At 74.6% G+C, this 24559-nt stretch carries 16 protein-coding genes; 8 read left to right on the top strand and 8 right to left on the bottom strand.

Going from position 1 to position 24559, the window contains the following annotated elements; all coding sequences use genetic code 11:
- Window positions 1-85: 85 nt before the first annotated feature.
- A complete protein-coding gene (locus BJP25_RS15075) occupies window positions 86-1102 on the top strand; it encodes a hypothetical protein (protein ID WP_075975556.1) in 1017 nt (338 codons plus the stop codon).
- Window positions 1103-1271: 169 nt separating this feature from the next.
- Here the strand turns inward: BJP25_RS15075 and BJP25_RS15070 are convergent, their stop codons facing one another.
- From BJP25_RS15070 to BJP25_RS15060, 3 genes are all read right to left on the bottom strand, one after another.
- Entirely contained in the window at window positions 1272-4205 is a 2934-nt protein-coding gene (locus BJP25_RS15070; protein WP_075975555.1) for a helix-turn-helix transcriptional regulator, read from the bottom strand.
- A gap of 111 nt (window positions 4206-4316) precedes the next feature.
- Entirely contained in the window at window positions 4317-4520 is a 204-nt protein-coding gene (locus BJP25_RS15065; protein WP_075975554.1) for a hypothetical protein, read from the bottom strand.
- A gap of 26 nt (window positions 4521-4546) precedes the next feature.
- On the bottom strand, window positions 4547-7399 hold the full coding sequence (locus tag BJP25_RS15060) for a type 2 lanthipeptide synthetase LanM family protein (protein WP_075975553.1): 2853 nt from the start codon (window positions 7397-7399) through the stop codon (window positions 4547-4549).
- Between the two features lie 147 nt (window positions 7400-7546).
- Here BJP25_RS15060 and BJP25_RS34185 point away from each other — a divergent pair, with 147 nt between their 5' ends.
- Window positions 7547-8059 carry a hypothetical protein gene (locus tag BJP25_RS34185; protein ID WP_158075654.1) on the top strand — a complete coding sequence of 171 codons (513 nt, stop codon included), beginning with the start codon at window positions 7547-7549 and terminating at the stop codon, window positions 8057-8059.
- Window positions 8060-8117: 58 nt separating this feature from the next.
- Here BJP25_RS34185 and BJP25_RS15050 read toward each other — a convergent pair whose 3' ends face one another.
- Complete coding sequence (locus BJP25_RS15050) at window positions 8118-8807, bottom strand: TetR/AcrR family transcriptional regulator (RefSeq protein ID WP_075975551.1); 690 nt, start codon at window positions 8805-8807, stop codon at window positions 8118-8120.
- 95 nt (window positions 8808-8902) lie between these two features.
- Here BJP25_RS15050 and BJP25_RS15045 point away from each other — a divergent pair, with 95 nt between their 5' ends.
- A complete protein-coding gene (locus tag BJP25_RS15045; protein WP_075975550.1) occupies window positions 8903-9763 on the top strand; it encodes an NAD(P)H-binding protein in 861 nt (286 codons plus the stop codon).
- Window positions 9764-9923: 160 nt separating this feature from the next.
- Here the strand turns inward: BJP25_RS15045 and BJP25_RS15040 are convergent, their stop codons facing one another.
- The 4 genes from BJP25_RS15040 to BJP25_RS15025 form a co-directional block, all read right to left on the bottom strand.
- Window positions 9924-13016 (bottom strand): COG1361 family protein, encoded by a 3093-nt coding sequence (locus BJP25_RS15040; RefSeq protein ID WP_075975549.1) that lies wholly within the window; start codon window positions 13014-13016, stop codon window positions 9924-9926.
- A gap of 99 nt (window positions 13017-13115) precedes the next feature.
- Window positions 13116-14201 carry a hypothetical protein gene (locus tag BJP25_RS15035; RefSeq protein WP_075975548.1) on the bottom strand — a complete coding sequence of 362 codons (1086 nt, stop codon included), beginning with the start codon at window positions 14199-14201 and terminating at the stop codon, window positions 13116-13118.
- A gap of 13 nt (window positions 14202-14214) precedes the next feature.
- Window positions 14215-16392, bottom strand: coding sequence for a hypothetical protein (locus BJP25_RS15030; protein ID WP_143219091.1), 2178 nt, complete (start codon window positions 16390-16392; stop codon window positions 14215-14217).
- Window positions 16393-16608: 216 nt separating this feature from the next.
- On the bottom strand, window positions 16609-17235 hold the full coding sequence (locus BJP25_RS15025) for a Pvc16 family protein (RefSeq protein ID WP_075975546.1): 627 nt from the start codon (window positions 17233-17235) through the stop codon (window positions 16609-16611).
- A gap of 187 nt (window positions 17236-17422) precedes the next feature.
- Here BJP25_RS15025 and BJP25_RS15020 point away from each other — a divergent pair, with 187 nt between their 5' ends.
- From BJP25_RS15020 to BJP25_RS34180, 5 genes are all read left to right on the top strand, one after another.
- Entirely contained in the window at window positions 17423-18949 is a 1527-nt protein-coding gene (locus tag BJP25_RS15020) for a phage tail sheath family protein (protein ID WP_075975545.1), read from the top strand.
- A gap of 48 nt (window positions 18950-18997) precedes the next feature.
- Entirely contained in the window at window positions 18998-19486 is a 489-nt protein-coding gene (locus BJP25_RS15015; protein ID WP_075975544.1) for a phage tail protein, read from the top strand.
- Between the two features lie 5 nt (window positions 19487-19491).
- On the top strand, window positions 19492-19878 hold the full coding sequence (locus BJP25_RS15010) for a phage tail assembly protein (protein ID WP_233158089.1): 387 nt from the start codon (window positions 19492-19494) through the stop codon (window positions 19876-19878).
- Window positions 19875-20051 (top strand): DUF6760 family protein, encoded by a 177-nt coding sequence (locus tag BJP25_RS33425; RefSeq protein WP_198943500.1) that lies wholly within the window; start codon window positions 19875-19877, stop codon window positions 20049-20051. The genes BJP25_RS15010 and BJP25_RS33425 overlap by 4 nt, the downstream gene beginning before the upstream one ends.
- Before the next feature lie 2820 nt (window positions 20052-22871).
- Window positions 22872-24524 (top strand): eCIS core domain-containing protein, encoded by a 1653-nt coding sequence (locus tag BJP25_RS34180; protein WP_158075653.1) that lies wholly within the window; start codon window positions 22872-22874, stop codon window positions 24522-24524.
- Window positions 24525-24559 lie beyond the last annotated feature (35 nt).

Genomic DNA, 24559 nt, shown 5'->3' with positions numbered 1-24559 from the left:
GGCACAGGACTTGCGCGTCGGCAAACTTGCGTGCGCGCAAGTTTGCTGGCACGCTCCTCCCGTCCGGCGTCGGAGAGGGGTTCGCATGCGCGGCAGGGGCATCAGCTACGAGACCGGGTGGGTCCGGGGAGGCGGCGACTCCAGACCCGGCTTCACCCCCGAGATCGCCCGCCGCGACCTGCAGGTCATCCGCGACGAGTTGCACTGCACGGCCTTGCGAGTCCTGGGCGGCGTCCCGGAGAAGGTCGAGCAGGCCGCGGAACAGGCCGCCGCGCTGGGCCTGGAGGTGTGGTTCTCCCCGTACCCGCTCGACCTCGACGCCGACGCCGTGGTGGAGCTGGTGGTGGACTGCGCCCAGCGCGCGGAACGCCTCCGCGCGTCGGGCGCCGAGGTCGTGTTCGTCGCGGGGGCGGAGCTGTGCTTGATGGTCCACGGCTTCCTCCCGGGCCGGACCGTGGAGGAGCGGTTGGCAGGCCTGCTCGCTGACCGCGCCGGTCTGCCTGCCCGCGTCGGTGAGCTGAGCGCACGCCTGAACGAGTTCCTGGGCCGCGTGGTGAGCGCCGTTCGCGAGCACTTCGGCGGACCGGTCACGTACGCGTCGATCCCGCTGGAACGGGTGGACTGGTCGCTGTTCGACATCGTTTCGGTCGACCTGTACCGCTCAGCGGAGGTGGCAGACCACTTCGCCGACGGGGTGCGGGAGTTCGTCGCGGGCCAGCAGAAGCCGGTGGCCATCACCGAGTTCGGCACCGCCACCTACCGCGGCGCCGCCGACCTGGGCGGCCGCGGCCACGAGGTCGTCGACAGCGATCCCGACACCGGCGAACCCCTGCGGCTCAACCGCACCCTCGAACGCGACGAACCCGAACAGGCCCGTGTCCTGGGCGAGTACCTGGACGCGTTCGACGCCGCCGGCGTCGACAGCGCGTTCGTGTTCTCCTTCGCCCTCAACAGCTTCCCCCACCGCACCACGGGTGACCCGCGCGATGACCTGGACCTCGCGAGCTACGGCGTGGTGAAGGTGCTGACCGGGGACGGCCCGGACCCGCGCTGGGAACCCAAGGCCGCCTTCCACGCCCTCGCCGCCCACTACGGCCGCTGACGGCCCAGCCCGACCTCCGCCGATACCCCGCCAGACTGAGCGGATCACTTGGTGGTCAAGACCCCGGGGACTGTCTACCCCGGCGTGGGAACGTCTGGTCAGGTCGCTGGAGCCAGCGCCTCCACCTCGTCCTCTTCGACCGTGGTGCGCCAGTTCCGGGGCGGAGGCGTCAGACTTGGGACATGCTCTGGGCGGCGTACTCGACGAGGGTGCCGCGGTCGCGGATCTGGGTCTTCATCAGCAGGCTCGCCACGTGCTTCTCCACCGTCCGGGGGGAGATGTGCAGGCGGGCGGCCAGGGCCTTGTTGGGGAGGCGGTGGGCCAGCAGCTCGAACACCTCGTACTCCCGCACGGTCACCCCCAGCGTCCGCAGGTTGCCCGGTACCCGTTCGGTGCCCGTCCGTCGTTGTTGGACCGGGGCGCCCGCGCGGCGCATCAGGGCTCGGCAGGCGCTGGCGACCGGGGCGATGTCGAGGCGGTGGAAGTGGGCTTCGGCCTCGCGCAGCCAGGTGGCCGGGTCGCCCCAGGAGGTGTCGATGGCGGGTTCGGCGATCAGGCGCAGGCCGAGCAGGCGGGCGGTGGGGAAGCGGGCGGCGGCGTCGGCGTGGGCGGCGAGGGCGCGGTCGGCGTCGGCGGGGGAGCCCTGGGTGCCGTGCAGGACGGCTTCGGCCAGGTGCAGGAACTGGCGGTTCCAGCGCATCCGGCCCGCCGGGCTCGCCGCGACGCGGTGGACGTCGGACAGGTCCGCGGCGCCGTGCAGGGCGTCGAGCAGGACCTTGAGGCCGTGCGGGCCCGCGAGGTAGAAGGTGCTGGGCTGCTTGGCCTGGTCGGCGGCGATCTCGTCCAGTTCGGCGCGGGCGCCGGTGAGGTCCTCCTCCAGCAGGGCGCAGAAGACCTTGGCCAGGCCGCGGGCCAGCGGTGCCTCGGGGGACTCGCCGCCGCCGGTGCGGTAGAACTCGTCCAGGCGGGCGCGCATCCGGGCGCGGTCGCCGCGGTGGGCGGCGAGGACGGCGCCCGCCATGTGCACGTAGCGGGTGACCGCGACGAGCTTGATGCGGGAGGACTCGGCGCCGCAGGCGGCCAACCTGCGGGCGGCGGTGTCGAAGTCGCCGGTGAGGGCGGTGTGCAGGCCCAGGACGGCCTCGGCGTTGTGCGCCAGGCTGATGCCGCCGGTGCGCAGGGCCTCGGCGCGGGCGGTCTCCAGCGGCCCTGGGTCGCCGTCGGCGAGCCAGGCGTTGCCGCCCAGGCCGATGAGGGCGTAGGTGCGCCAGCTGGTGAGGCGGTGCTCGGCGGCGATGTCGAGCATGCGGCGGAAGCACGCGTCGGACTCGACCATGTCGCGCTCGCGCACCACGAACCCCACCGCGTAGAGCGCCTGGCAGGCCGTGGACGGGTCGTCGATGCGCTCGGCGCCGGTCACCGCGCGGCGGCCCAGCTCCTCGCTGCGGCGCACCCGGTCCGGCTGCGGGCCGGACATGGTGAGGTAGGCGTCCACGGCGTCGATCGCCACGGTGTCCTCGGCGGGCGGGTCCGGCGGCAGCAGCGCCCGCGCGGCGGCGACCTGCGCCACGCCCTCGCCCCACCGGCCCGCCACCTGCGCCGCCCACGCCAACCGGACGTGCACCTTCACCTGGCGGGCGGTGTCGCGGGTGCCGCCCAGCGGGCGCAGGGTGGAGGCGACGTGGACCGCCCGGTCGAACTGGCCCGCCTCGGCCAGGGCGAACAGCAGCAGCTCGTGCAGCTCGCGGTGCTCCTCGGCGTGCGCGCGGTCCTCGGCGGCGTCGTCGTCGAGCACCGACACCGCCTGCTCCAGCAGCACGATCGACGACCCGGGGGCGCCGTCGGCCAGCGCGCGCCGGGCCGCCTCGGCGTACAGGCCCGCCGCCGCCCACCGGTCGCCCGCGGCCACCCGCAGCGAGGCGACCAGGCTGCACAGCTCGCCGGGCAGGTCCGGGTGCAGCGCCACCAGCGCGTCGGCCGCCCGCGCCGACAGCGACGCGCGGTCCGCCGGGCTCAACCGGGTCAGCAGCGCCTCGGCGGTCAGCGGGTGCTGGAAGGCGTACCAGTCCTCGCCGCGCTCGTCCGGGTGCAGCAGCTGGGCGTCCACAGCGGACTGCAGGTGGCTGAACATGCTGCGGTCGTCGAGCTCGCTGACCCGCTGCACCACCGACAGCGGGAAGCGGCGCCCGAGCACCGCGGCGATGGAGAGCAGGTGCACCCCGCGGGGGCCGAGCCGCTCGGCGCGGCGGGTGATCACGTGCACCAGCGTCGGCGGCACCCCGCCGCGGAACTGGCCGGTGAAGCGCCACTCGTCGCCGCCGCGCACCAGCTCGCCCGCGGCGACCATGCTGTGCAGCAGCTCCTCGACCATGAGCGGGTTGCCCGCGCTGTCGGCGAAGAGCCGGTCGGCCACCGCGGGGGAGACCTGCTCGGTGCCGGTGCCCAGGCAGGCGGCGATGATCCTGGTCACCTGGCCGCGGTCGAGGCTGCGCAGGCCCAGCACCACGCCGTCGCCGCCGCGCGCGGTGGCGTGCGCCAGGTCGAGCGCGGCCCCCGGTTCGGCGCGCACGGTGGCCAGCAGCGCCACCGGCTGCCCGAACAGGTTGCCCGCCAGGTACTCCACCACCGCCAGCGTCTCGACGTCGGCGTCCTGCAGGTCGTCGAGCACCACCAGGCAGCCGCGCCCGCGCCCGGCCAACCCGGCCAGCCGCAGCGTCGCCTCGGCCAGCACCACCAGCGACCCGTCGCCCGCGTCGGCGTCGCCGTCGGCCCACTCCGGGATCAGCCGCCCCAGCGCCGAGCGGTACGGGCCCAGCTGGTCGACCAGGCCGCGCTCGGCGGTGCGGGCCAGCGACAGCAGCGCCTCCGACAGCGCCCGGAACGGCACCGCGGGCCCGGTGGTGCTGCCGCGCCCGCGCAGCACCACCATCCCGGACTCCAGCGCCCGGCCGACCGCCTCGGCCGCCAGCCGGGTCTTGCCCACGCCGGGCTCGCCGACGAGGAACACCGCCCCGCCGCGCGCCCGCTGCGCGCCCGCCAGCGCCGCCGCGATCTCGTCCAGCTCCGGTTCGCGGCCGACGATGGCGGGGGAGCGGGTGCGCATGGTCCGACTCTAGTCGACGATCCGGCCACTTCCAGGGGAATCCCCCGTCGAGCCGATCGGACCCCGCACCCGCCATTCCCGGTTAATGGTGCGGTACAACTCCGGTAATCCTCAGGCTGCGCCGGGGCCGTGCACGCTGACGACCGTGCTGATGTCCCCGGCGATGACCACGCCACCCGCGATCCCCAGCGTGATGCCCGCCAGGACCTTGGCCCGCACACCCACCTTCGCGCTGGTGGCGGTGGTCGCGGCGGCCAGCGGGCACTCCTGCGCCGCGCTGTCGGTGAATTCGGTGCCGCGGATTTCGTCGCGCATGACAGCTCCCCGTGTCGATCGTGTTATCAGGTGCGTTCCGCCTGCTGGAGCAGCAGGACGGAGGGAACGCGCTCTGGGAATCCCAGGCGCAATAGGCCGAAACCGATGCCCGCGGTTCCGGTGAACAGCCCTGGGCTTGCTACGCCATCCGGCGTTCCGCAGTGCACCCCGTGCTGCTCGACTGCTCCGATCAGGCGAGCCGCGGCCCGGCGCAGCGCCCGCGCGGCGCCGTCGTGCCCCTGCCCGGCCAGCACCACCAGCGCCTCCAGGGTGCCCAGCTCGCCGTGGCACAGCGACTGGTCGCGCCGCGGCGGTCGGGCGGCCACGGCGGCGACGAACCGGTCGGCGTGCGCGCCGGGGTCCCCGGCGGTGCCCGCGGCGAGCACCGCGCCCGCCAGGCCGGAGCACCAGCCGGTGCCCTCGACGGCGTCGGCGTCGGCCAGCGCCCGCTCGCCCCGGCTCAGCGCCCAGTGCACCCCCGCCCGGCCCCAGGTGAACCCGGCGGCGGCGGGCAGCGGCCGCTCGGCCAGCTCACCAGCCAGCCGGGCGGCCAGCTCGGCGGCCTCGGGCAGCCCGGTCTCGGCGTGCACGGCCTGCATGGCCGCGAGCGCGCCCGCGGTGCCCTCGCCGACGCCCGCGTCGCCGCCGGTCTCGGCCGCCGCCGTCGCCGCGACCGCGGCGGGCAGGCACTCGGCCAGCTCGTCGTCGCCGAGCAGCCGGGAGATCCTGGCGGTGGCGTAGGCGATGCCGCCGAGCCCGAAGTACCCGCCGCTGCCGACCTCGCGGGCCAGCTCCGGGTTCTGCGCCAGCACCCGCACCAGGGCGGGCAGCCCGCGCACGGCCCTGGCGGCCAGCTCGCCGTAGCGGGCGGTGCCGGTCAGGTGCGCCAGCTGGGCCAGGAACAGCGCCGTGCCGGTGTAGCCCTCGGCCAGCCCGGCGCCCATCGGCAGCACCACCCAGTGCTTGCCGTCCACCAGCTCCAGCCCCAGCCAGTTCGCCCGGGACCCCTCCTGCAGCGACCGGGCCACCAGGTCGTCACCGATGCCCGAGGCCAGCGCGAGCAGGTGCCTGCTGTCGGGCACCGCCGGGGCGGGCGGGTCGGGCACCGGGCCGCCACCGCCGTGCCCGACCGCGGGCCGCTTGGTGGCCAGCGTCGCCGACACCAGCCACTCCTGCTCCCGGCGGTCCTCCGCGCACAGCTCGGACACCTTGGCCACGGCCTGCTCCAGCCCGCTGGCCACGAGCAGCCCGCGCAGCCGGTGCCCGCCCGCGGCGCGCACGTCGGTGCCTTCGACCAGGGCGGTGAACAGCGGCACGTCGCCGGCCAGCAGCTCGCGCACCTCGTGGCGGGCCAGCGGCCGCTGGTGCGCCTCGGCGGGCTGCTCGGCCAGCGCGGCGAACGCGCGGGCGCGGGCGGCGCCGTCGACGAGGTGGTCGGGGTGGGTGGCCTGGGCCAGCAGCAGCGCGTACACCTGCGTCGGCCGCATCACCAGCCGCACCTGCTCGCCCGCGAACCCGGCCAGCAGGCCGGGCAGCTCGGCGCGGCTGGCCACGAGCAGGTCGTAGGCCACCCGGAACCCGCTGAGCAGGCTCTGCTGGTGGGCGGTGGCGTCGACCGGCACGCCGTCGAGCACCGGCCGGTTGGCCCCGCCCGCGTAGGGCAGCCGACCGCGCGCCAGGCGCATCGCGTCGGTGCCCGCCGCCTCCCAGCGGGGCAGCGCCACCGGGGTGGGCTCGTCGTTGCCCGCGCCGACGGCGGACACGTCCAGCGAACCGTGCTCGCCCAGCATCAGCGTCGGCAGCAGCGCGGTGCGCACCACCGAGCGGGTGAGCGCCCGCATCGCCGGGTCCGGGCCGTTGGTCGTGGCCGCCGCCCACGCGGGGTGGAACAGGGTCTCGACGTCGACCAGCACCGGCTCGGCGGCGCAGGCGATGAGGTTCTCGCAGTGCACGTCGGTGGCGTCGAGGGCGTAGAGCAGCGCCAGCAGCGCGCCCTGCCTGCGGTAGAACAGCTCCACGGCCGAGCGGTCGGGGCAGGGCAGCGCCGCGATGAACTCCGCCCACCCGTAGCCCTCGCGCACCAGCACCCGCACCGCGCGCGGCGCCAGCTCCGGCAGCTGCCCGGCGAACCAGTCCAGCAGCTCCGCCCAGCGCGCCTGCAACCCCAGGGGGCGCGGCTTGTACACCAGCCTGGCCCCGCCGGAGAACGCCAGCACCGCCACCGAGCGCCCGCCCGCGTGCACGTCGCCGGACCCGGGGGTCACGGCCACCAGGTCGCCGGGGTCCCCGCCCGCGAGCAACCCGGTGAACAGCGCCTGCCGGTCGGCGGCGAAGCGGCGCAGCAGCTCCACCACGGCGTCGGCGGTGCGCAGGCACGCCTCGGCGAGCAGCCGGGCCAGCACGGGGTGGCGGTCGAAGACCTCCGCCAGCTCGGCGCGACCGGCCAGCAGGCCGAGGAAGTCGGTGAACCGCTCGGCGCCGGTGGCACCGCGCAGCCGCCCCGCGCGCTTGGCCGCGTGCAGCCGCACGACGAGGGTGCGCGAGGCGGTGGCGGTGAGCCTGCCGGTCAGCCAGTGCTCGACCCCCGGCCACAGCGCGGCCAGGTCGACCCCGGTCAGGTCCACCTCCTCCAGGCCCGCGGCGAGCAGCTGCCGGGTGGCGGCGAGGAAGGGCCGCACGACCGGGGCGAACACCCGGTCGCCCGCGGCGGTGGGGTCGGGCTCGGGGCGCTCCCCGGTCTCGGGCAGGTCCGCGAGCACCCGGTCGACGAGCGCCACCCACGCCGGGCGGCCGGGGGCCTCCCCGGGGTAGCTCGCCCGCGCCCACCAGGCCCCCACGTCCGGGGTGCCGAGCTGCGCGCTCTCGACCGTCTGCCTCACGCCGAGCAGCGTCGCACCCGTGCGCGCGGAGCAACATGGGTAGCCGCTACCTAAATTGCCCTTGTGGTGGGCGCCGGTTGCCCACCACGGGGTGCGCGGGGCGAAAACCGGCAGTGCGCAAGCCCCTGAACAGCGCACACTGCGCGCATGGCCGTCGTGCAGAACCTCGCTCGTGTGCCCCTTGCGGTGCTCCAGGACGCCCGCCGGTCGGCGGACGCGCTGGCCGCGGTGTGCTCCTTCGACGCACTGCCGCGCACCGACTACGCCGACCTGAACTGGTGGCCGGTGCTGCTGGAGCGGGCGTGGCGGCTGCTCGGCCACGACCTGCCCGCCGACCGGGCGTTCCGCGGCGACGACACCGAGGTGAACCCGGACTTCCGGGGCCACAGGGACACGGTCTTCGACCACCCGGTCGTCTCCCTGGAGCCCGACGCGGTGGCGCGGGTGGCCGGGGAGCTGGCCGCGATCACCCCGGCGGCGGTGCGCGCCCTCGTGCCCGCGGAGCGGTCGGCGGCCGTGGCGCTGCTGGGCACGCTCGCCGCGGAGTTCGACCTCGACTTCGACCTGGCCGGGGAGCTGGCGGAGCAGCACCGCGTGACCCGCGACTTCTACGCGGGCGCGGCGGAGCGCGGCCTCGCGGTGGTCCTGTGGTGGGACTGATCCGCCGGAGGCCTGGTCCCCGAGCGGGTGGTAGGGACACGCCGAGGCGCAGCGCGACCTAGCGCGCGACGCGGTCCAGCCACTCGGCCAGGAGCGCCTTCTCGCCCGCGCTGAGCCGGTCAAGGTCGTCCAGCGACGCGCGCAGCGTGATCGCCGCTGCCCCGGGCCCCGGGGTGGCGGCGGCCCCCTCGGTGGTGATGGCGGCGATCACCGCTTCCCGGGCGGTGGGGGACAGGTCGGGGTCGCGCTCCGGCGGCGGGGTCGCGATGAGGCTGAGGGTGGTGCCCGACCCCGCCGCGTGCACCAGCGCGGCCGCGCGGGCCTCGGGCACCCGCAGCCGCCCCGCCACCGCGATGCGGTGGATGTGCTGGGCCAGCACGTCGGTGGTGGCCGCCAGGGCGGGCGAGCGCTGCTCGGTGGTGCGCAGCCGCGCGTACATCAGGCGGTAGACGGCCGGGTTCGCCAGGCCGAAGTCAACGTGCAGGTCCCAGCCGCGGCGCAGGTTCTCCACCGGGTCGGCGGCGGGCTCGGGCCGGGTCTTGGCGGCCAGGTAGTCCTCGAACCCGCGCACGGCGACCGCGTCGAGCAGCTGCTGCATGTCCCCGAAGAAGCGGTAGATCGTCGGTGGCTGGGTGCCCGCGGCCGCGCTGACCGCGCGCGTGGACACCGCCTCCACGCCGCCCTCGGTGAGCAGGTGCAGCGCGGCCGTCACGATCCGCGCCCGCAGGTCGCCCTCGCCCGTCGTCACGCGAACGATGGTAACGCACACTTGCGATCACTGATAATTCCAGTGATAGTCTCTTGCTGGTATCACTGATAAGAGCATGTCGAGAGGCGGAAATCATGATCGTCGTGACCGGGGCTGGTGGACATCTCGGTGGCCTGGTGGTGTCGGAGCTGCTGGCCCGCACCACCGCGGACCAGGTGGCCGTGACCGCCCGCAACCCCGACAAGCTCGCCCACCTCGCGGAGCGGGGGGTGCGCGTCCGCCACGGCGACTTCGCCGACCCCGACGGCCTCGCGCACGCCTTCGAGGGCGCCACCCAGGTGCTCGTCGTCTCCACCGACACCCTCGGGGAGCAGGCGCTGGGCCTGCACCGCGCCGCCATCGAGGCCGCCGCGGCGGCGGGGGCCCAGCGCGTGCTCTACACCAGCCACATGGGCGCCCGCCCCGACTCGCCCTTCCCGCCCGCCCCCGACCACTGGGCCACCGAGGCGGTGCTGGGCGGCACCGGAACCGCGCACACCGCCCTGCGCAACGGCTTCTACGCCTCCACCGCCGTCCGCTTGCTCGTCGACGCCCTGCGCACCGGCGAGCTGCGCGTGCCCGAGGACGGCCCCGTCGCCTGGACCACCCACGCCGACCTCGCCCAGGGCACGGCCCGCATCCTGCTCGACGGCGGCTTCGACGGCCCCACCCCGCCGCTGACCGGCCCCGAGACCGTCGACATGGCGCGGCTCGCCGCCCTCGCCACCGACATCACCGGCACGACCGTGCGCCACGTCGTCGTCCCCGACGAGGAGTACCGCGCCTCCTACCCCGCCCCGGTGGGCGAGCTGATGCTGACGCTGTTCGTCGCCGCCCGCGCGGGCGACTTCGGCCCGGCGGACCCGACGCTGGCCACCCTCCTCGACCGCCCCGCCACGACGGTCGAGGACCACCTGCGGGCCGAGCTGGCCAAGGCCCCGGCCGCCGCAGGCTAGGGCCTGTCCTCAAAGCCACGCCCAGCGATAGCCGCGCCAGATCGAACGCAGGCGGCACCGGCCGAGGAACCGAGTACATCCAGTACGAGGTCCCTCGTCCGGGCACCGCCTGCGTCCGATCTGATCACGACTCTCACAGAGCAGGCTTTGAGGACAGGCCCTAACCCCGCCTGCGCCCGCGGGCGAGGACGAGCGCCATGGCGCCCGCCACGAGCAGCCCGACGCCGAGGGCCAGCGGACCCGCCACCGACGCGCCGGTGCTCGCCAAGCCGTCCGTCGTCCCCTGCCCGGCCCCGCCGGTCGTGGGGCTGCCGGTGCCGCCGGTGCCGCCGGTGATGCCGTCCTGCGGGGTCGGGTCACCGCCCGGGTCGGTGCCGGGGTCGGCGCCCGGGTCCGGGCCCGCCGACGGGTCCTGCGGGGCTTGGCCCGCCAGCACCCGCACCGTGGCGGAGGACTCGCCGCCCAGCTCGGCGCCGCCGTCGCCGGGGACGGGGTTGGCCGTGTAGCGGGCGGTGTTCACCAGCCGGTCCACCGCTTCGTCCCTGGGCAGGTCCACCTGGCACCGCACGCCCTGGGCGGCGCCTGCCCGCAGCGAGGGCTCGACCAGGTCGCAGTCGGCCGCCTGGTCGTTGCGCACGGACACCTCCACCGGCACGTCCCCGGTGTTGCGCACCACCACGGAGAAGTCGGCGCGCGCACCGTGCCGGGCCGACTCAGGCTCGACCGCGACCTGCATCGCCAGCGAGGGGTGCGTGACCGCCACCGGCACCTCGGCGGCGGTCACGGACATGGCCCGGCCCTGCGAGTCCTGCGCCCGCCCCACGGCCACGCTGGAGAAGCTGCGGTCGGGGACGGCCGTGCAGGACACCGACCCCGATTCGCCGGGCGCGAGCCGGGGGATCGGGTCCGGCGCGCAGCTGGGCGGGATCGTGGGGTTGTCCAGGCGGACGTCGGTGAGGTCGCCGTCCGCCGCGGTGCCGGTGTTGCGCGCCGTCATGGTGAACTCGACCGGGGCGCCGGTGCGGACGACGGTCGGCACCACCTCCTGCGTCACCTCCAGGCGCGGCTCCAGCAGCGTCAGCGGGATCGTCGTCGTGGCCGTCACCGCGTAGCCGGAGCCGTCGCGGGCCGACACGGAGGCGGCGACCGGCCCGCTCCGCTCGGGTTCGGCCGTGCAGGAGGCCGTGACCGTCGCCCCCGGCTCGACGGCGGGGATCGTCGGGACCTCGCACCCGGGCACCGTGATCACCGCGTCGTAGAGCGGGCCGTCGGACTCCGCGCCCGTGTGGGTCACCGAGAGGCTGAACACCACCGGCGACCCCCGGTACGCGGTCTCCGGCTCGGCCCGACCGGTGAGCGCCACCGTCGGCGCGATCACCGTGGTGGTCACCGCTTGGCTCTGCACCCGGACCTCGTTGCCCGCCGCGTCCACGGCGGTCATCGACCCCTGGCTGGCGAAGCTGTCCCGCGCCGCGGGCAGCACGCACTCGAACGCGGCGCTGGAGCGGCCGGGCAGGGTCTGGGGCACGCCCGTGCACGTCGGCGTCGCGCCGTCGACGTAGCGCACACCCGAGTAGAACACGTCGGTGTTGTTCACCAGCGTCACCGCGAACCGCACCGGCTCCCCGGCGTGCACCAGCAGCTTGTCCGGCACGCGGCGCACGGCCAGGTCCGCCGGGGTCACCTCCGCAAACGCTTGCCCTGTCGCGGACACCGTGCGCGCGTCCCCTGTGGACGTCGTCAGGTAGGTGCCGGTGACCACGGTCCGGTTCTGCACCCGCCCCGGCCCGGCGGGCTGCACGCACGTCACCCGCGCCGACCCGCCCGGGGCCAACGGGGGCACCGCCGCGGGCGCGCAGCGGGCCTGCGCCCCCGCGTCCACCCGGATGTCGCGCAGCGGCATCGTCCCCGTGTTCGTCACCACCACCGCGAATGGCGCCAGGTCCCCCTCCCGCACCGGCGCGTCCGGCCCGGTCACGTCCACCGAGATCGCCGGGGTCACCGTCTCGGCGAGCACCAGGCCCGTCACCGCGACGAAGTCCTCCACCCCCTGCACGCCCACCTCGATCGAGCCGTCGTCGTTGTCCGCCAGCGCCGGCCGCACGACCTTGGCGTCGACCCCCATCGTGTTCACCACCGGCGGGACGGCCCCCAACGCGCACGACCGGAAGAAGTCCTCTCCGCCCGTGCACGGCTCGGCCACCGGCTCACCGTCCACTGTGAACCGCTCCCCGCCCTGCCCCCAATCCCCGTCGAACGCCGTCAACCCCACCGCGACGTCGGCCTGGGAGCGCTTCGGGGACACCCCGGGCAGGGACACGGCCGTGCCGGTCAACCCCGGGACCAGACCCGGCAGCAGCGCGTCCACGAAGGACGGGAAGCCGGGGATCAGCGGCTCCAGCAGGCCCGGCAGCAGCGCCCCGCCCTGCGGGAGCGTGCCGGAGTAGAAGTCGACCACCCGCGGGTGCGGGTACCGCGCGGTCGGCTGCCCGTAGTCGAACACCACCGCCAGCGACCACCCACCCGCGCACCCCGGCCCCGTCGGCACCCACACGTCGCTCACCGACACCTCGACCGCGGCCCCCGTCGCCGTGCCGGTGAAGACCGAGGTCACGTCCGCCCACGCCGAGTACACCTGGCTCGGCTCGGTCAACCCCTCCGTCGCCCGGTACCCCTGCGGGGCGAACTCCACCGGGGCCGCCCCGCCGAGGGAGATCCCGACCCGCTGCTGCGCGGGGGACGGGGCGGCGGGCGCGGGGGGCGGGTCCCCCTGCAGCAGCAGCGGTCGCACGCAGTTGACGCCGGAGAAGCCGAGGAACATCCCCGTGTGCCCGCCCCAGCTCAGCCGCGCCTGCTTCACCCGCGCGCCCGCCGGGACCACGACGACCGCCCGGCTGGAGGTGAACGTCGCCGGTCGGGTGTCGTCGTCGGCCAAGTGCATGAAGTAGCCGTTGTTCGTCGCGCTGTTGTCCAGCAGCCCACCCGGGCGCTGCCCGGCGCGGGCCTGCGCGCACTCGGCGGGGGTGTGGTCGCCCGTCACCTCCCCGGCCACCGGGCAGCGCAGGGAGCTGTTGCCCACCAGCAGGAAGTCGCCGTACACCGCCTCCCGCAGGTCCGGTTCGACCGGTGCCGCGGGCGGGGGCGGCAGCACGCCCGGCGCCGCCACCGGGGTCGGCACGGGCGCGGACGGCCCCAGCAGGAAGACGGGCAGCGCCAGCACAACGGCCAGCGCCAGGACGGCCCAAGCGCGCATGGGATCACTCCAGGGGTCGTGCGGGCGGGGCGACCGCCCAATGGGAACCCGGTGGGCCCGCCGGGCCGGGTGGCGGGCGCCACCCGGCCGGGGCACCGGTCAGACCGAGTCCAGGCCCTCGACGCGGACGTCGTCCAGGGCGGCCAGGCTCAGGCGGGCGCGGACCTCGCGCTCGTCCTCGCCCAGCAGGGTCGCGCGCAGCGACACCACGAAGCGCGTGCCGTCGTGGTCGAGGAACTCCGGCTGGTAGTCGCCGTCGCCGTCGATCCAGCGGGACACGTCGAACCGCTCGCCGCCCGCCGCCTCCAGCGCGCGGCCGCGGTCGGCGCAGTGGGCGCGCAGCTGCGGCTCGACCTCGGTGGCGAAGTACGCGCGCGGGTCCACCTCCGCGGCACCGGCCGCGGCGGCCCTGGGCTCGGCGGAGACGATCTGCGCGCCGGTCTCCGGCCCGAACCACACGTACAGGTCGTACTCGCGCTCCTCGTGGTCGCGCCCGGTCACCGGCGAGCCGATCAACCCGCCGTCGGCGACCTGGTCGGGCGCCCACGTGCTCCAGTCGACCACCAGCCCGATCCCGTCGAAGGGCAGCGGGTCCGAGCCGTAGTAGGCGTTGAGGTAGTCGCCGTCGACACCGCCGCCCTCGGCGGACCCCTCCGCCGACCCGTCAGCGGCGTCCTCCTCGGCCCCGCCGACCCGCTCGTGCGCGGTGACCTGCACCCCGCCCTCCGGGTCGGTGAGCAGCGTCAGCCGGTAGAACGCCTCGTCGGCCTCGGGCACCGACGTCGCCGTCGCCGCGATCGTCGCCGACGGCTGCTCCTGCCCCTCGACGATCTCCACCGTGCCCCAGTCCACCACCGCCGTGCGGTCGCCCACGGCCAGCGGGGTGTCGGCCAGGGCGGCGGCCAGGCGCTCCCGCAGCCGCTCGGTGAGCAGCACCAGGTCGTCGGGCAGGAACGCCCTGCGGTTGAGGTCGAGCACGCCCAGCACGCCGTCGACGTCGACGAAGTGCTCACCCTCGGCGCGCAGCCCCTGCCACTCGGTCTTCGTCGGGTCCAGCAGGCGGAACAGCGCCTGGGTCCCCCAGCACTCGTTGGCCACCGCGACCAGCTGGTCCATGACCTCGGTGAGCTCGTCGGGCAGCTCGTCGTCGGCCAGCTCGTCGGGTTCCCGCTCCGCTGTGGTCATCTCCGCGCCCCCCTCAGCCGATCCCGTTGATCAGGTCGAACGCCCGCCCCGGCCCGCGGGTGCCGATCACCACGGCCCCGCGCTTGGCCAGCCGCGCCGGGTCGGCGGCCTTGGTCATGGTCTGGCCGGTGACCACCAGGCGGCCCTCGGGGTAGACCAGCAGTTGCAGGTCGTAGGCGCGGCCGTCGGGGTGGGTGGCGGGCACGGCGGCCGACTGGGTGCCCTCGCCCAGCTCGTCGCCCCACTCCCAGCCGTCCCAGCTCAGCTGCACGGTGCCCTCGGGCGAGTGCAGCCCCACGCTGTAGGAGCGGCGCACTTGGGAGAGCACCTGCCCCTGCATGCCCGAGCGGTCGAACGGGGAGAACCGCAGTGTGGCCGGGTCGAACGTCCCCTGGACGCCCGCGACCTCCACCACCAGCGCGCTGCCCTGCTTGCCGACCCACTTGACGCTGGAGAAGTCCAGCCCCTCGAACGCCACGTGCGTGCCCAGGACGTTGCGCCCGACAATGGCTTGGAACTGCGCCAGCTGCTCGGTGGTCATCCCGTCCGGGGTCAGCCCCTTGTTCATCGCCGCCCAGAACTCCACGCCGTCGAGCACCGTCGACACGGTGACCTTGACGACGCCGATCACCGGCATCGCGGTGCTGATGGCCGAGGCCAGCCCGGGCGCCATCGCGGTGAAGGCGTCGCCCAGGGCGTCCTTGACCATCCCGCCCAGCGAGGGCAGCCCGCCCTCCAGGCCGCCGAGCTCGGCGGCCTGCGACAGCAGGCCCTTGATCTCCTCGGCGGTGGCCGACAGCTCCGCCTCGGTCGCCTCCTCCTGCCGGTTGCCGAACAGCACCGTCAGCCGCCGCATCACACCGTCGAACGCCTCGCTCTTGGCCAGTTCCGGCTTGCGCTCCAGGATCTGCCTGCGCAGGTCGTCGATGCCCGCCTGGGCGGCGACGGCGGAGCGGGTCGCGGCCTCGCGGGCGGCCTTGACCCCGGGCACGTAGTCCTCGGCGGCCTTGGCGACCGCGGCGCTGAACGCCGCGGCGGTGTCCCCGAGCTGCTGGAGCTTGCCCTCGGCGTACTCCTTGGCGGCCTCCTTCTTCATGTACAGCTTGCCCGCCCGCGAGTTCTTGAACTCGTCGGTGAGCTCCAGCTTCACCCCGGCCAGGTCCACCTTGTTCTTGCCGTTGCGCGAGGCCACCGCGACCACCGCCCGGCGCACCCCGCCCTCGACCAGCTGGTCGGCCAGGTCCAGCCCGCCCGCGATCGGGGCCAGCTGCGGGAAGAAGCCGAGCACCACGCCCGCCACGCCGATCGCGGTGCGCGCGGCCAGCATCACCCCGCCGGTGATGGGGAAGAAGGTGTCGAAGTCGTCCTTCATCAGCTTCTCGGCGTTGACCTTGGCCCACTGCGACATGAGGTTGGCGCACTCGGCGAACCCGGCGGCCATCAGGTTGATCGCGCTCGCCCACTCGACCAGGTCGTTGGTCAGCTTGTCCAGGTACACCGCGGGCGGCTTGCTGCCCGCGCCGAGCATCGCCTGGCCCTGCTGCACGGTCTCGCGGAGCACGCCCTCCTTCGACGACACGGCCCCGATGCGCTCGGCCAGCAGGTCCTGCGCCATCTGCCAGTGCTCGCTGTGCTTGTTCCAGGCCGGGTGCGCGAACTCCTGCACCGCCTTGTTGCGCGCGGTGGTGAACTCCTGCTTGAACGCCTCCACCTGGGTCCAGGCGCGCAGGGCGATGGGCGCGTCGCCTGCGGCGTCGGCCAGCGCGGCCTGCACCGCCTCGACGGCTACCTGCTTGCCGACGGCCTTGAGCGCGTCCCGCTCGCTGAGCTTGCGGTCCGCCGCGCGCGCGGCCTCGGTGCGGGCCCTGAGCATGTCCTTGATGGCGCCGAACTGCTCGTAGAAGCCGTCGGGCTTGCGCCGGTAGGCGTCCTCGAACGGCTTCTGCATCGCGTCGTCGAGCGGGGTGCGCTGCCGGGTGGTGTCGGTCAGCCGGTCGAACAGCGCCTGCACCTGCGGGTGGTCGAACCCGGGCATGACCGTGTCGTAGTGCTCGGCCAGCCACTCCTGGTAGATCCGCCGCCACAGCGGGTCCGCGGTCACCAGTTCCTTGAACGTCCTGGGCCGGGCGGGGCGCAGCCCCTCGGTGGGGTCACCGCGCAACCAGCTCGTGTCCACTGCGGGTGCTGACATCGTGCCTCCAACGGGATCGGGGTCGTCGTGCGGTCAGGTCGTCGCGGGCGCGTCCCCGAACCGCGGGCGGTCTTCGGCACCGGGCTGCCCGGCGCCAGGTCGGGGACGGTGCCTGGGCTGTCTAGTGCCAGGTCGGGGACGGTGCCGGGCGGTCCGGTGTCAGGTCGGGGACGGTGCCGGGCGGGGACGAGGGGGCGGGTGGCGGGAAGGGATGTTTCAGCTTTCGTTGATCGCGGTGCGCTCCCAGCGCCGCCGCGGTACCTCGGGTGGGGGTGCGACGGCGCCGTGGACCTCCAGGTGGACCGCCTCGACGGGCGGGGCGGGCGGCTCGAACCGGGCGGGCAGGGCCGGGGCGGTGATGGTGAGGTCCAGCGCGGTGCGCATGGGCACCCCCACCGCCGACCACAGCTCGGCCGTGCGCGCGGCCGGGGTCCAGCCCAGCCGCACCGGCAACGCCGTGTCCAGCACGCTCAGGCAGCCGCGCAGGTGGTCCGGGTGCAGCGCGTCGCGCTCGGTGTGCGCGCCGATCAGCGCACCGAGCAGCTCGTGCTCCTCGGTGGTGTCCGCCGCCCACGCCGTCACCAGGTAGGACAGGTGGTAGCTGCGGTGCGCCACGTGGCTGCCGGTCACCCGGCCCTCGGTGTCGCGCACCCGCACCCGGCCCGCCGGGAGCCCGTCGAGGTTCTCGGTGACCGCGTGCAGGAACAGGTTCACGATGCCCGCCCGCCGCGGTCTGCGCGGGATGCCGGTGAGCAGCCCGGGCGGGTCGAACCCGATCTCGGTGCCGGGCGCGAGCTCGTCGGTGAGCCAGGCCCGGAGGGAGGAGTCGACGTCTGCCAGCACACCCCGGAGTCTGCGCACCCGGCGGCCCCGGGGCAGCCGCGCGGGGGACCGCCGCGCGGCCCGGACCCGCTGCCCCCGGGGGCACCCCCGCCGGTCCACCGCGCCGCACCGGCGACACCCCGCCCGGCCGCCGCGGGGTGCCAGCCTGGTCGAGGTCACGCCGCCCTGCACCGGAAGGGGACACCCGATGCCCAACTACCTCGCCCCCGGCGTCTACGTCGAGGAGGTGTCGTCCGGCTCCCGGCCCATCGAGGGCGTCGGCACCGCCGTGGCGGGTTTCGTCGGCTTCGCCGAGAGGGGGCCGGTGTCCGAGCCGACCCTGATCACCAACTGGACCCACTTCACCCGGGTGTTCGGCGGGTTCACCGAGGGCGCCTACCTGCCGCACTCGGTCTACGGGTTCTTCCTCAACGGCGGTGGCGCCGCCTACGTGCTGCGCCTGCCCGACACCGAGGCCGCGGGCGACGGCCGCCGCGACCTGCGCGCCACCGTCCCCGCCGCGGCCGACGACAAGCGCGCCGCCTTCGCCGTGCGCGCCCTGCCCTCGGCCGGGCCCGGTGAGCTCAGCGTCGTGGTCGCCGAGGCGGGCCAGCCCGGCGAGGACGCCTTCCGCCTCGACGTGCTGCGCGACGGCAAGGTCGAGGAGTCCTTCGACAACCTCACCACCAAGCGCGGCCCCGCCAACGTCGCCACCGTCCTGGCCCGCCAGTCCAAGCTCGTCGAGCTGGAGGACACCAAGTCCGCCGCCCTGGCCCCGCGCAAGGACACCACCACCGCGCTCGCGGGCAGCGCCCCCGCGCCCCGCTCGCTCAGCCCCGCCGAGTACGTCGGGGACCCGGTGGAGCGCACCGGCCTGGGCGGGTTCGAGGCCATCGACGAGATCACCATGGTCGCCGTCCCCGACCTGATGTCGGCCTACCAGCGCGGCCTGCTCGACGCCGAGGGCGTCAAGGCCGTGCAGCAGGCGCTGATGGCCCACTGCGAGCTGATGTCGGACCGGGTCGCCATCCTGGACCCGCCGCCCGGGCTCAACTCCCAGCAGGTCCGCGACTGGCGCACCGAGTTCGCGGGCTACGACAGCAAGTACGCCGCCCTGTACTGGCCGTGGGTGCAGGCGATGGACCCGATCACCGGCAACCGGGTGAGCCTGCCGCCCAGCGGCCACCTGGCCGGGGTGTGGGCGCGCAGCGACGAGACGCGCGGGGTGCACAAGGCCCCCGCCAACGAGGTCATCCGCGGCGTCGTCGCCCTGCAGACGGTGATCAGCCGCTCGGAGCAGGAGCTGCTCAACCCGCTCGGGGTCAACTGCCTGCGCGCCTTCCCCGGCCAGGGCATCCGGGTGTGGGGCGCGCGCACCCTCTCCAGCGACCCGGAGTGGCGCTACGTCAACGTGCGCAGGCTGTTCAACTTCATCGAGGAGTCCATCCTCAACGGCACGAACTGGGTGGTGTTCGAGCCCAACGACGAGTACCTGTGGGAGAGCGTGCAGCGCGTCGTCGGCGCGTTCCTGCAGCGGGTGTGGCGCAGCGGCGCGCTCGTCGGCCGCTCGGCGGCGGAGGCCTACTTCGTCAAGTGCGACGCCGAGAACAACCCGCCGGAGAGCCGGGACGCGGGCAACCTGATCATCGAGATCGGGGTGGCGCCGGTCAAGCCCGCCGAGTTCGTCGTCTTCCGCATCTCCCAGCTGCCCCAGGGCGCCGCGCTGGAGGAGTGAGCCAGCCGCCCCGCCCCACCGCCGGACCCGACACCCCTGGAGTGAGCCATGACCCCGCCCTTCGGCCGCACGTCCAACGCCAGCACCAACACCGACAGCCTCGTCAACGCCGCCCGCTTCGTCGTGCAGTTCGACCTCGGCGGCGGCGAGATCACCTTCTCCGAGATGACCGGCATCACCTCCGAGGTGGAGGTCTCGGAGTACATGAGCAGCGGCACCCTCGGCGTCACCATGAGCAAGCAGTTCGGCAAGACCAAGCCCGCCACCGTCGTGCTCAAGCGCGGCGTCGACCAGGACTACGCGCTGTGGACCTGGCACCAGGAGGTGCTCGCGGGCCAGCCCAGCGCCCGGCGCGGCTGCTCGCTGCTGCTCCAGGACACCGTCGGGGTCAACAAGCAGGTCTACCGGCTGACCAACGCCTGGCCGTCGAAGCTGGAGATCGGCGGGCTCAAGGCGGGCGGCAGCGAGGCCGTGATCGCCACGGTCACCCTGACCTGCGAGCAGATCGACCTCAAGTCCGGCGGCGGCCCGGCGTGACGGCCGTGGCGGAGCCCGGTGCGCCGACCGCGGGGCTGCGCACCGAGTACCCCTTCACCCTGCCCCGCGGCTACGTCGACGAGCAGGGCCGGGTCCACCGGGCCGGGGTCCTGCGCCTGGCCACGGCCAAGGATGAGCTCACCGCGCACTCCGAGCCCATGGTCCGGCAGAACGCCGCCTACCTGTCGATCTTCCTGCTCATGCGCACCCTGGTGCGGCTGGGCACCCTGGCCTCGGTGGACCGGTTCGTCGTCGAGCACCTGTTCGCCTCCGACCTGGCCTTCCTCCAGGACCTCTACCGCCGGGTCAACCAGCAGGGCCACACCGAGGCCGAGGTCAGCTGCCCCGGCTGCGGCCACGAGTTCCTGGTGGACGTGGCGGGCACCCCGTGACCACCGCCGACCCGACCGACCGCCTGTGGGCCGAGGTCGTGTTCATCGCCTACTACCTGCACTGGTCCTTCGACTCCATCCTCGAACTCGACCACCCCACCCGGGCCCGCGTCATCGAGGAGATCGGTGCGATCCACACCCGCATGTCCGCGCGAGAAGGTTGGGAGGCCTGACCCGTGCCCCGCTGGCCCTTCCGCCGCCGCAGCGCCCCACCCGCGCCCGCCGCGCCGCCCGAGCCCGCTCCCCCCGGCCCGCGGGCGGACACCGTCGACCAGGACGGGTCAACTGTCCACGCCGGACCCGCGGCGGGGGAGGGGGGCGAGGGTCGGCGTCGCGCGGCCTGGCTCCGGTTGCCGCCGCTGCGCACCACGCCGCCGCTGCACCCGGTCGTCGACCTGGACACGGCGATCACGGCGGTGGGCCGGGACCTCGGCGGGGCGCCGCAGCTGGTGACCGCCGGGTCGCCCGGCCGGGTAGGCGGTCTCGTGCAGGTCGTGCCGACCCTGCCCGAACCCCCGGTCGAGGCCGCCGCGCCCGAGCCCGTCGAGCTGCCGCACCGCCCCCGCCGCCTCCCGACGACGCGGGCGGCCGTCCCGGCGCGGCTCGCGGGGCTGACCGAGGCGACCGAGGAGTTCGTGGCCGAACCCCGGGTCGCCGCCGTCCCGTGGCGGGCGCCCGCGTTCCTGCACCAGGCCTACCTGGAGAAGGACCGCATGATGGACTCGATGCGGGAACCGGGCACCCGACCGGACCCGGCCCCCGCGCCGCCGGTGCCGCCGGTGCCGCCGGCCGCGCCGGCGCCCGTGGCCGACGTGCCGCAGGCACCACCGGTCCCGCGGCGGGCGAGCCTGGCGGAGAGCCGCAGGCGTGGACTGCGCGCCACCCCGGCTGAACCATCTCGACAGGACAGTGCGGAACCTGCTCGGGTGAGCGACGCGCCGCCGCCCAGCGGTGCGGCTGAGGTGGCTCCGACGGGTGACGCCGGGGTTGCTGAGGGGGAGCAGGACGAGAGGCCCCAGGCGGCTGCGGTGGTAGAAGGGGTTTCGGCTTCGGCGCAGGTGGGTGCGATGGGGGTGCCCGAAGCCGCTCGGGTGAGCGAGGCTGTGGCGCAGGTGCCTGAGCCTGGCTCGGCGGATGGGACTGTTCCCGGTTCTGCTGCCGTGCCTGCCCCCGTTTTGGTGGACCGGGCGCCTGCGGCCGGAGCTGGGATCGCCGAGCCTGCTCCGGCAGGGGAGGACCCGGTTTTCGGGCCCGCGCCGGCCAACGACGCCGTGCCTTCCCTGGTCGATCAGGCTGTCGTGCCCGCGGTAGTGCCAGAGAGCCGGGGTGCTGCGCCTGAGGCTGTGCCAGCGGTCGTAGCGCGTGCGGCTGCTTCCGTGGGTGAGGCTGACGTGTCGTCGGGTGAGGTTGTGACGCCTAGGGCTGTCCTGGCGGATGGGGCTGTGTCGGCGGGAGACAGTGTGCTGCCTGCGGCTGAGGCGTCCGGCGAGGGCGCGGTGGCCGCGTCGACACGGGTGGAGGATGTCGAGGCCAGCGGTGGGGTGTTGGTGGATCGGCCGATCACGGGTGCGCGGACGGTCGAACCGGTGCCGGGCGATGAGCCGGGGGAGCGTGAGCAGGCGGCTGAGTTCGGTGAGCCGAGTGCTGCTGAGCCCGACTTGGCCGAGGATGATGCGGCAGGGGAAGTCGGGGTGCCTTCTGCTGCTGAGGCCCCTGTACCGGTGGCAGAGGCGGTCACGCGGCCCGAGGTGTCGCGGGTCGTCGAGCCCGAGGATGTGGCGCAGACCGGAGCGGTGAACGTCGCTGAGGCGCAGAGGCCTGAGTCACCGCAGGACGAAGCGAATGCGGCTGGGCGCGGTGCGGTTGGGGTGATCGCTCCGGCGCCGTCCAGCGGTGCGCCGGACGATGGCCGGGTAGCTGAATCTTCGGTGTCCGTGGACGCGGCGGTCGAGTCTGAGCCAGCGACGCGCTCCACCGAGTTGGCGAGGGACGCTCGGGTGGCGACCTCCGTGGTGTCGGACGAGGACATGCCTGCTGCGCGTGGAGCTGCACCCTCGGAGAGTCCTGCGGCTGCGCTTCGGGTGTCGTCCCATGAAGGTGCGGCTGAGTTCAGGGTGGTGGCCACGGATGATGTGGTCGTCGCGGCTCAGGCGGTATCGCCTGTGGGCCAACCTGTCGAGCTTGTCGGGCCGCAGATTGAACCCGCTCCGATGGAGGGCGTGGCTTCTGGGCGCGGGACGGTACCACCCGGGGATGTGGCACCCCCGGCTGCGACGGCATCTGTGGAAAGAACGGCTGCCGGGATTGGTGCGCCGACGCCTCCGGGGGTGGCGACTGGGCCTGACGTGGCGTCGGTGGAACCGCTGGAGAACGCGCCTCGGCCGCCGCTGCCGCAGGGGGCTGCGGCTTCTCCTGCGGTGGAACGGGTCGAGACCGGGATCGGGACGCCGGTGCTGCCGCGTTCCACGGTTTCGTCTGAACCTGTGCCGGACGGGCTTGCGGCGCCGTCGCTGCGGGGTCCTGCGACTCCGCCTGCGGTGGAGGGTGTGACGGCCGATCCCGGAGTGCCGGGTCCTGATGGTGCCACGGCTTCGCCTGGGGTGGCGTCGGCGGAGGTTGTGACGGCTGAGGTTGAGCCGCCGTCGACCGTGGGGCTTTCGGCTGCCCGTGAAGTAGTGCCGGGCGAGGACGTCCCGGCCGTGACTGGTGTGGTGCCGGTTCAGGATGCCGCTGTGGGTCCTGACGTGTCCTTGGTTGGGCGTGTCGTCGATAGACCCGGGATGGCCGCTGAGGAGGAGACCGCAGCTGTGCCGGAGGTGGCGGCGATTGGGGAGACCACGACTTTCCTAGGGGTGGACTCGCCCGGAGACGTGGCAGTTGCACCAGGGGTGGACGCACCCAGGGGTGTGGCTGTTGTCGGAGAGAGTGCGGCTGCTGAGCCTGGGGCGGCAGCGGATGAGGCTGTGGAGGGACCTCGGGTTGAGGCTGTCCTGGTGCGGGACCCCGTCGAGTCGACCGCGTCGGTGGTGGTTTCGCCCGCTGCTGCGGAGGAAGCCGAGCGGCCTGCGCTGATCGAGCGGCCGGAGCAGTCGGCGCCCAGTGAGGCCGCGTCGGTGGAGGACGTGGCACCGGGCGAGGTGCCGAGTGCGCCCGTTGTCGTGGCTGAGGCTTCGGTACACGTTGCTGATCAGGCGACGCAGGCTGGCTCGGATGACAGGCCGGCCGCGGACATCGTTTCGGCGCCTGTCCGCACGGTTGCCCAGGCTTCACCGGGGGCAGTTGGCGAGGTCTCCGGGGTACGGGATCGCGACGATGCCGTGGAGACGGTAACGGCTGTCGAGCCCTCCGCGGTGCGTGTCCGCGCGGATGCCCTGCTCGTGCACGCCGAACCCGCTGCGCCGAGCCGTCGAGAGGCGGTCACCGCCGTTGAGCGTGCGTCGGGTGGGCTGGTTGCCGAGGCTCCCGTGACGCAGGGCGCGCAGGCAAATCTGCCGCGGGTGGCCGAGGGCGTGGCACCGGAGTTGGTGGATGCGCCCGCCCGCCGGGAGTCGACTTCGCTCCAGGAGCCGGACGTCCGGGTCGAGCGTGAAGTGCCTAGCGGGCGAGCGGAGGGTGAGCCGCTGGGGGCGGTCTTCGTGCCTGGTGAACCGGTCGAGCCTGAATTTGAGCCGCCCCCTGAAGCACAGCCCGATCCGCTGGGGACGACCCGGGGCGCCGACAGCGTTCCTGCCGCGTCAATCGCACCGGACGCCACTACCAGCATCGAACCGCCACCGGCAGGGGTCGCGCGGCTTCCGGTCCAATCAGGACGCACTCCAACGCTCCAAGCCGTTCAGCAAGAGCCGGGACGACAAGCCCCCGCAGTGCCAGCCCGGCCCATGAACGCCACCACCACCACCATCACCTCCACCGCCCCCACCACGATCACCGCCCCGCTCCGCCGTGTGCTCGGCGTAGACGTGTCCGACGTGCAGGTCCGGCGGGGCGCGGTGGCAACCGGGTTGGCGCAGCGGTTCGACGCGCGGGGGTTCACCGCGGCCGGGGTGGTCCACCTGCCCGACTCCCTGGGCGTCCTCGACGGCGCGATGGCCGCTCCCGTGCTGGCCCACGAACTCACCCACGCCGTGCAGCAGCGCCTGCTCGGTGGCGCGCTCCCTGCTCCCGACACCCCCGAGGGGCGGGTGCTGGAGGCCGAGGCCGTCGCCGTCGAGCAGTGGTTCGCCGGGGACGGACCGGCCGCTGAGCTGCCGTGGGCGCCGCCCGCCAACCCGGTGCGCCACCCCGAGGTGCAGCTCGCCCCCAGGGCAGCAGAGCCGCAGCCCGGCAGCATCGTCGTGCGGGAGCGGTCCGAGGCCCCGGACGGGGTGGAGCTGCTGCTGCAACTGGCCAGGGAGCAGGAGGAGGACAGCTCCTCCGCTGTGGAGGACGAGGACGACGACGAGCCCGAGGACCGGCCCGAGCCGCTGTCGGTGGACGAGGTCGTGCGGGTCGTGGGGGAGCGCCCGCCGCGGCGGTGGGTGGACCTCGACGACTCCGGGTCGGTGGAGGAGCTGGGGAACCGGCTCTACCAGGAGCTGCTGTGCCGGTTGCGGTTCGACCTGCTCGTCGAGCGCGAGCGGTCCGGGTCGCTGTCTGACTGGGGATGACCGGTTACCGGGGATGACTGAGCACTGGGGACGAC

It is taken from the genome of Actinokineospora bangkokensis (assembly GCF_001940455.1).
Classification (GTDB): Bacteria; Actinomycetota; Actinomycetes; order Mycobacteriales; family Pseudonocardiaceae; genus Actinokineospora; species Actinokineospora bangkokensis.
Note: the sequence above shows the minus strand (reverse complement) of the source record. Positions and strands in the feature narration are given on the sequence as shown.

What these genes read in the sequence shown, in the direction of transcription:
- BJP25_RS15015 (WP_075975544.1), top strand. Translation starts at nt 18,998, where the DNA reads ATGACCCCGCCCTTCGGCCGCACGTCCAACGCCAGCACCAACACCGAC.
- BJP25_RS15075 (WP_075975556.1), top strand. Translation starts at nt 86, where the DNA reads ATGCGCGGCAGGGGCATCAGCTACGAGACCGGGTGGGTCCGGGGAGGC.
- BJP25_RS15030 (WP_143219091.1), bottom strand. Translation starts at nt 16,392, where the DNA reads ATGTCAGCACCCGCAGTGGACACGAGCTGGTTGCGCGGTGACCCCACC.
- BJP25_RS15020 (WP_075975545.1), top strand. Translation starts at nt 17,423, where the DNA reads ATGCCCAACTACCTCGCCCCCGGCGTCTACGTCGAGGAGGTGTCGTCC.
- BJP25_RS15070 (WP_075975555.1), bottom strand. Translation starts at nt 4,205, where the DNA reads ATGCGCACCCGCTCCCCCGCCATCGTCGGCCGCGAACCGGAGCTGGAC.
- BJP25_RS34185 (WP_158075654.1), top strand. Translation starts at nt 7,547, where the DNA reads ATGGCCGTCGTGCAGAACCTCGCTCGTGTGCCCCTTGCGGTGCTCCAG.
- BJP25_RS15065 (WP_075975554.1), bottom strand. Translation starts at nt 4,520, where the DNA reads ATGCGCGACGAAATCCGCGGCACCGAATTCACCGACAGCGCGGCGCAG.
- BJP25_RS15040 (WP_075975549.1), bottom strand. Translation starts at nt 13,016, where the DNA reads ATGCGCGCTTGGGCCGTCCTGGCGCTGGCCGTTGTGCTGGCGCTGCCC.
- BJP25_RS15045 (WP_075975550.1), top strand. Translation starts at nt 8,903, where the DNA reads ATGATCGTCGTGACCGGGGCTGGTGGACATCTCGGTGGCCTGGTGGTG.
- BJP25_RS15035 (WP_075975548.1), bottom strand. Translation starts at nt 14,201, where the DNA reads ATGACCACAGCGGAGCGGGAACCCGACGAGCTGGCCGACGACGAGCTG.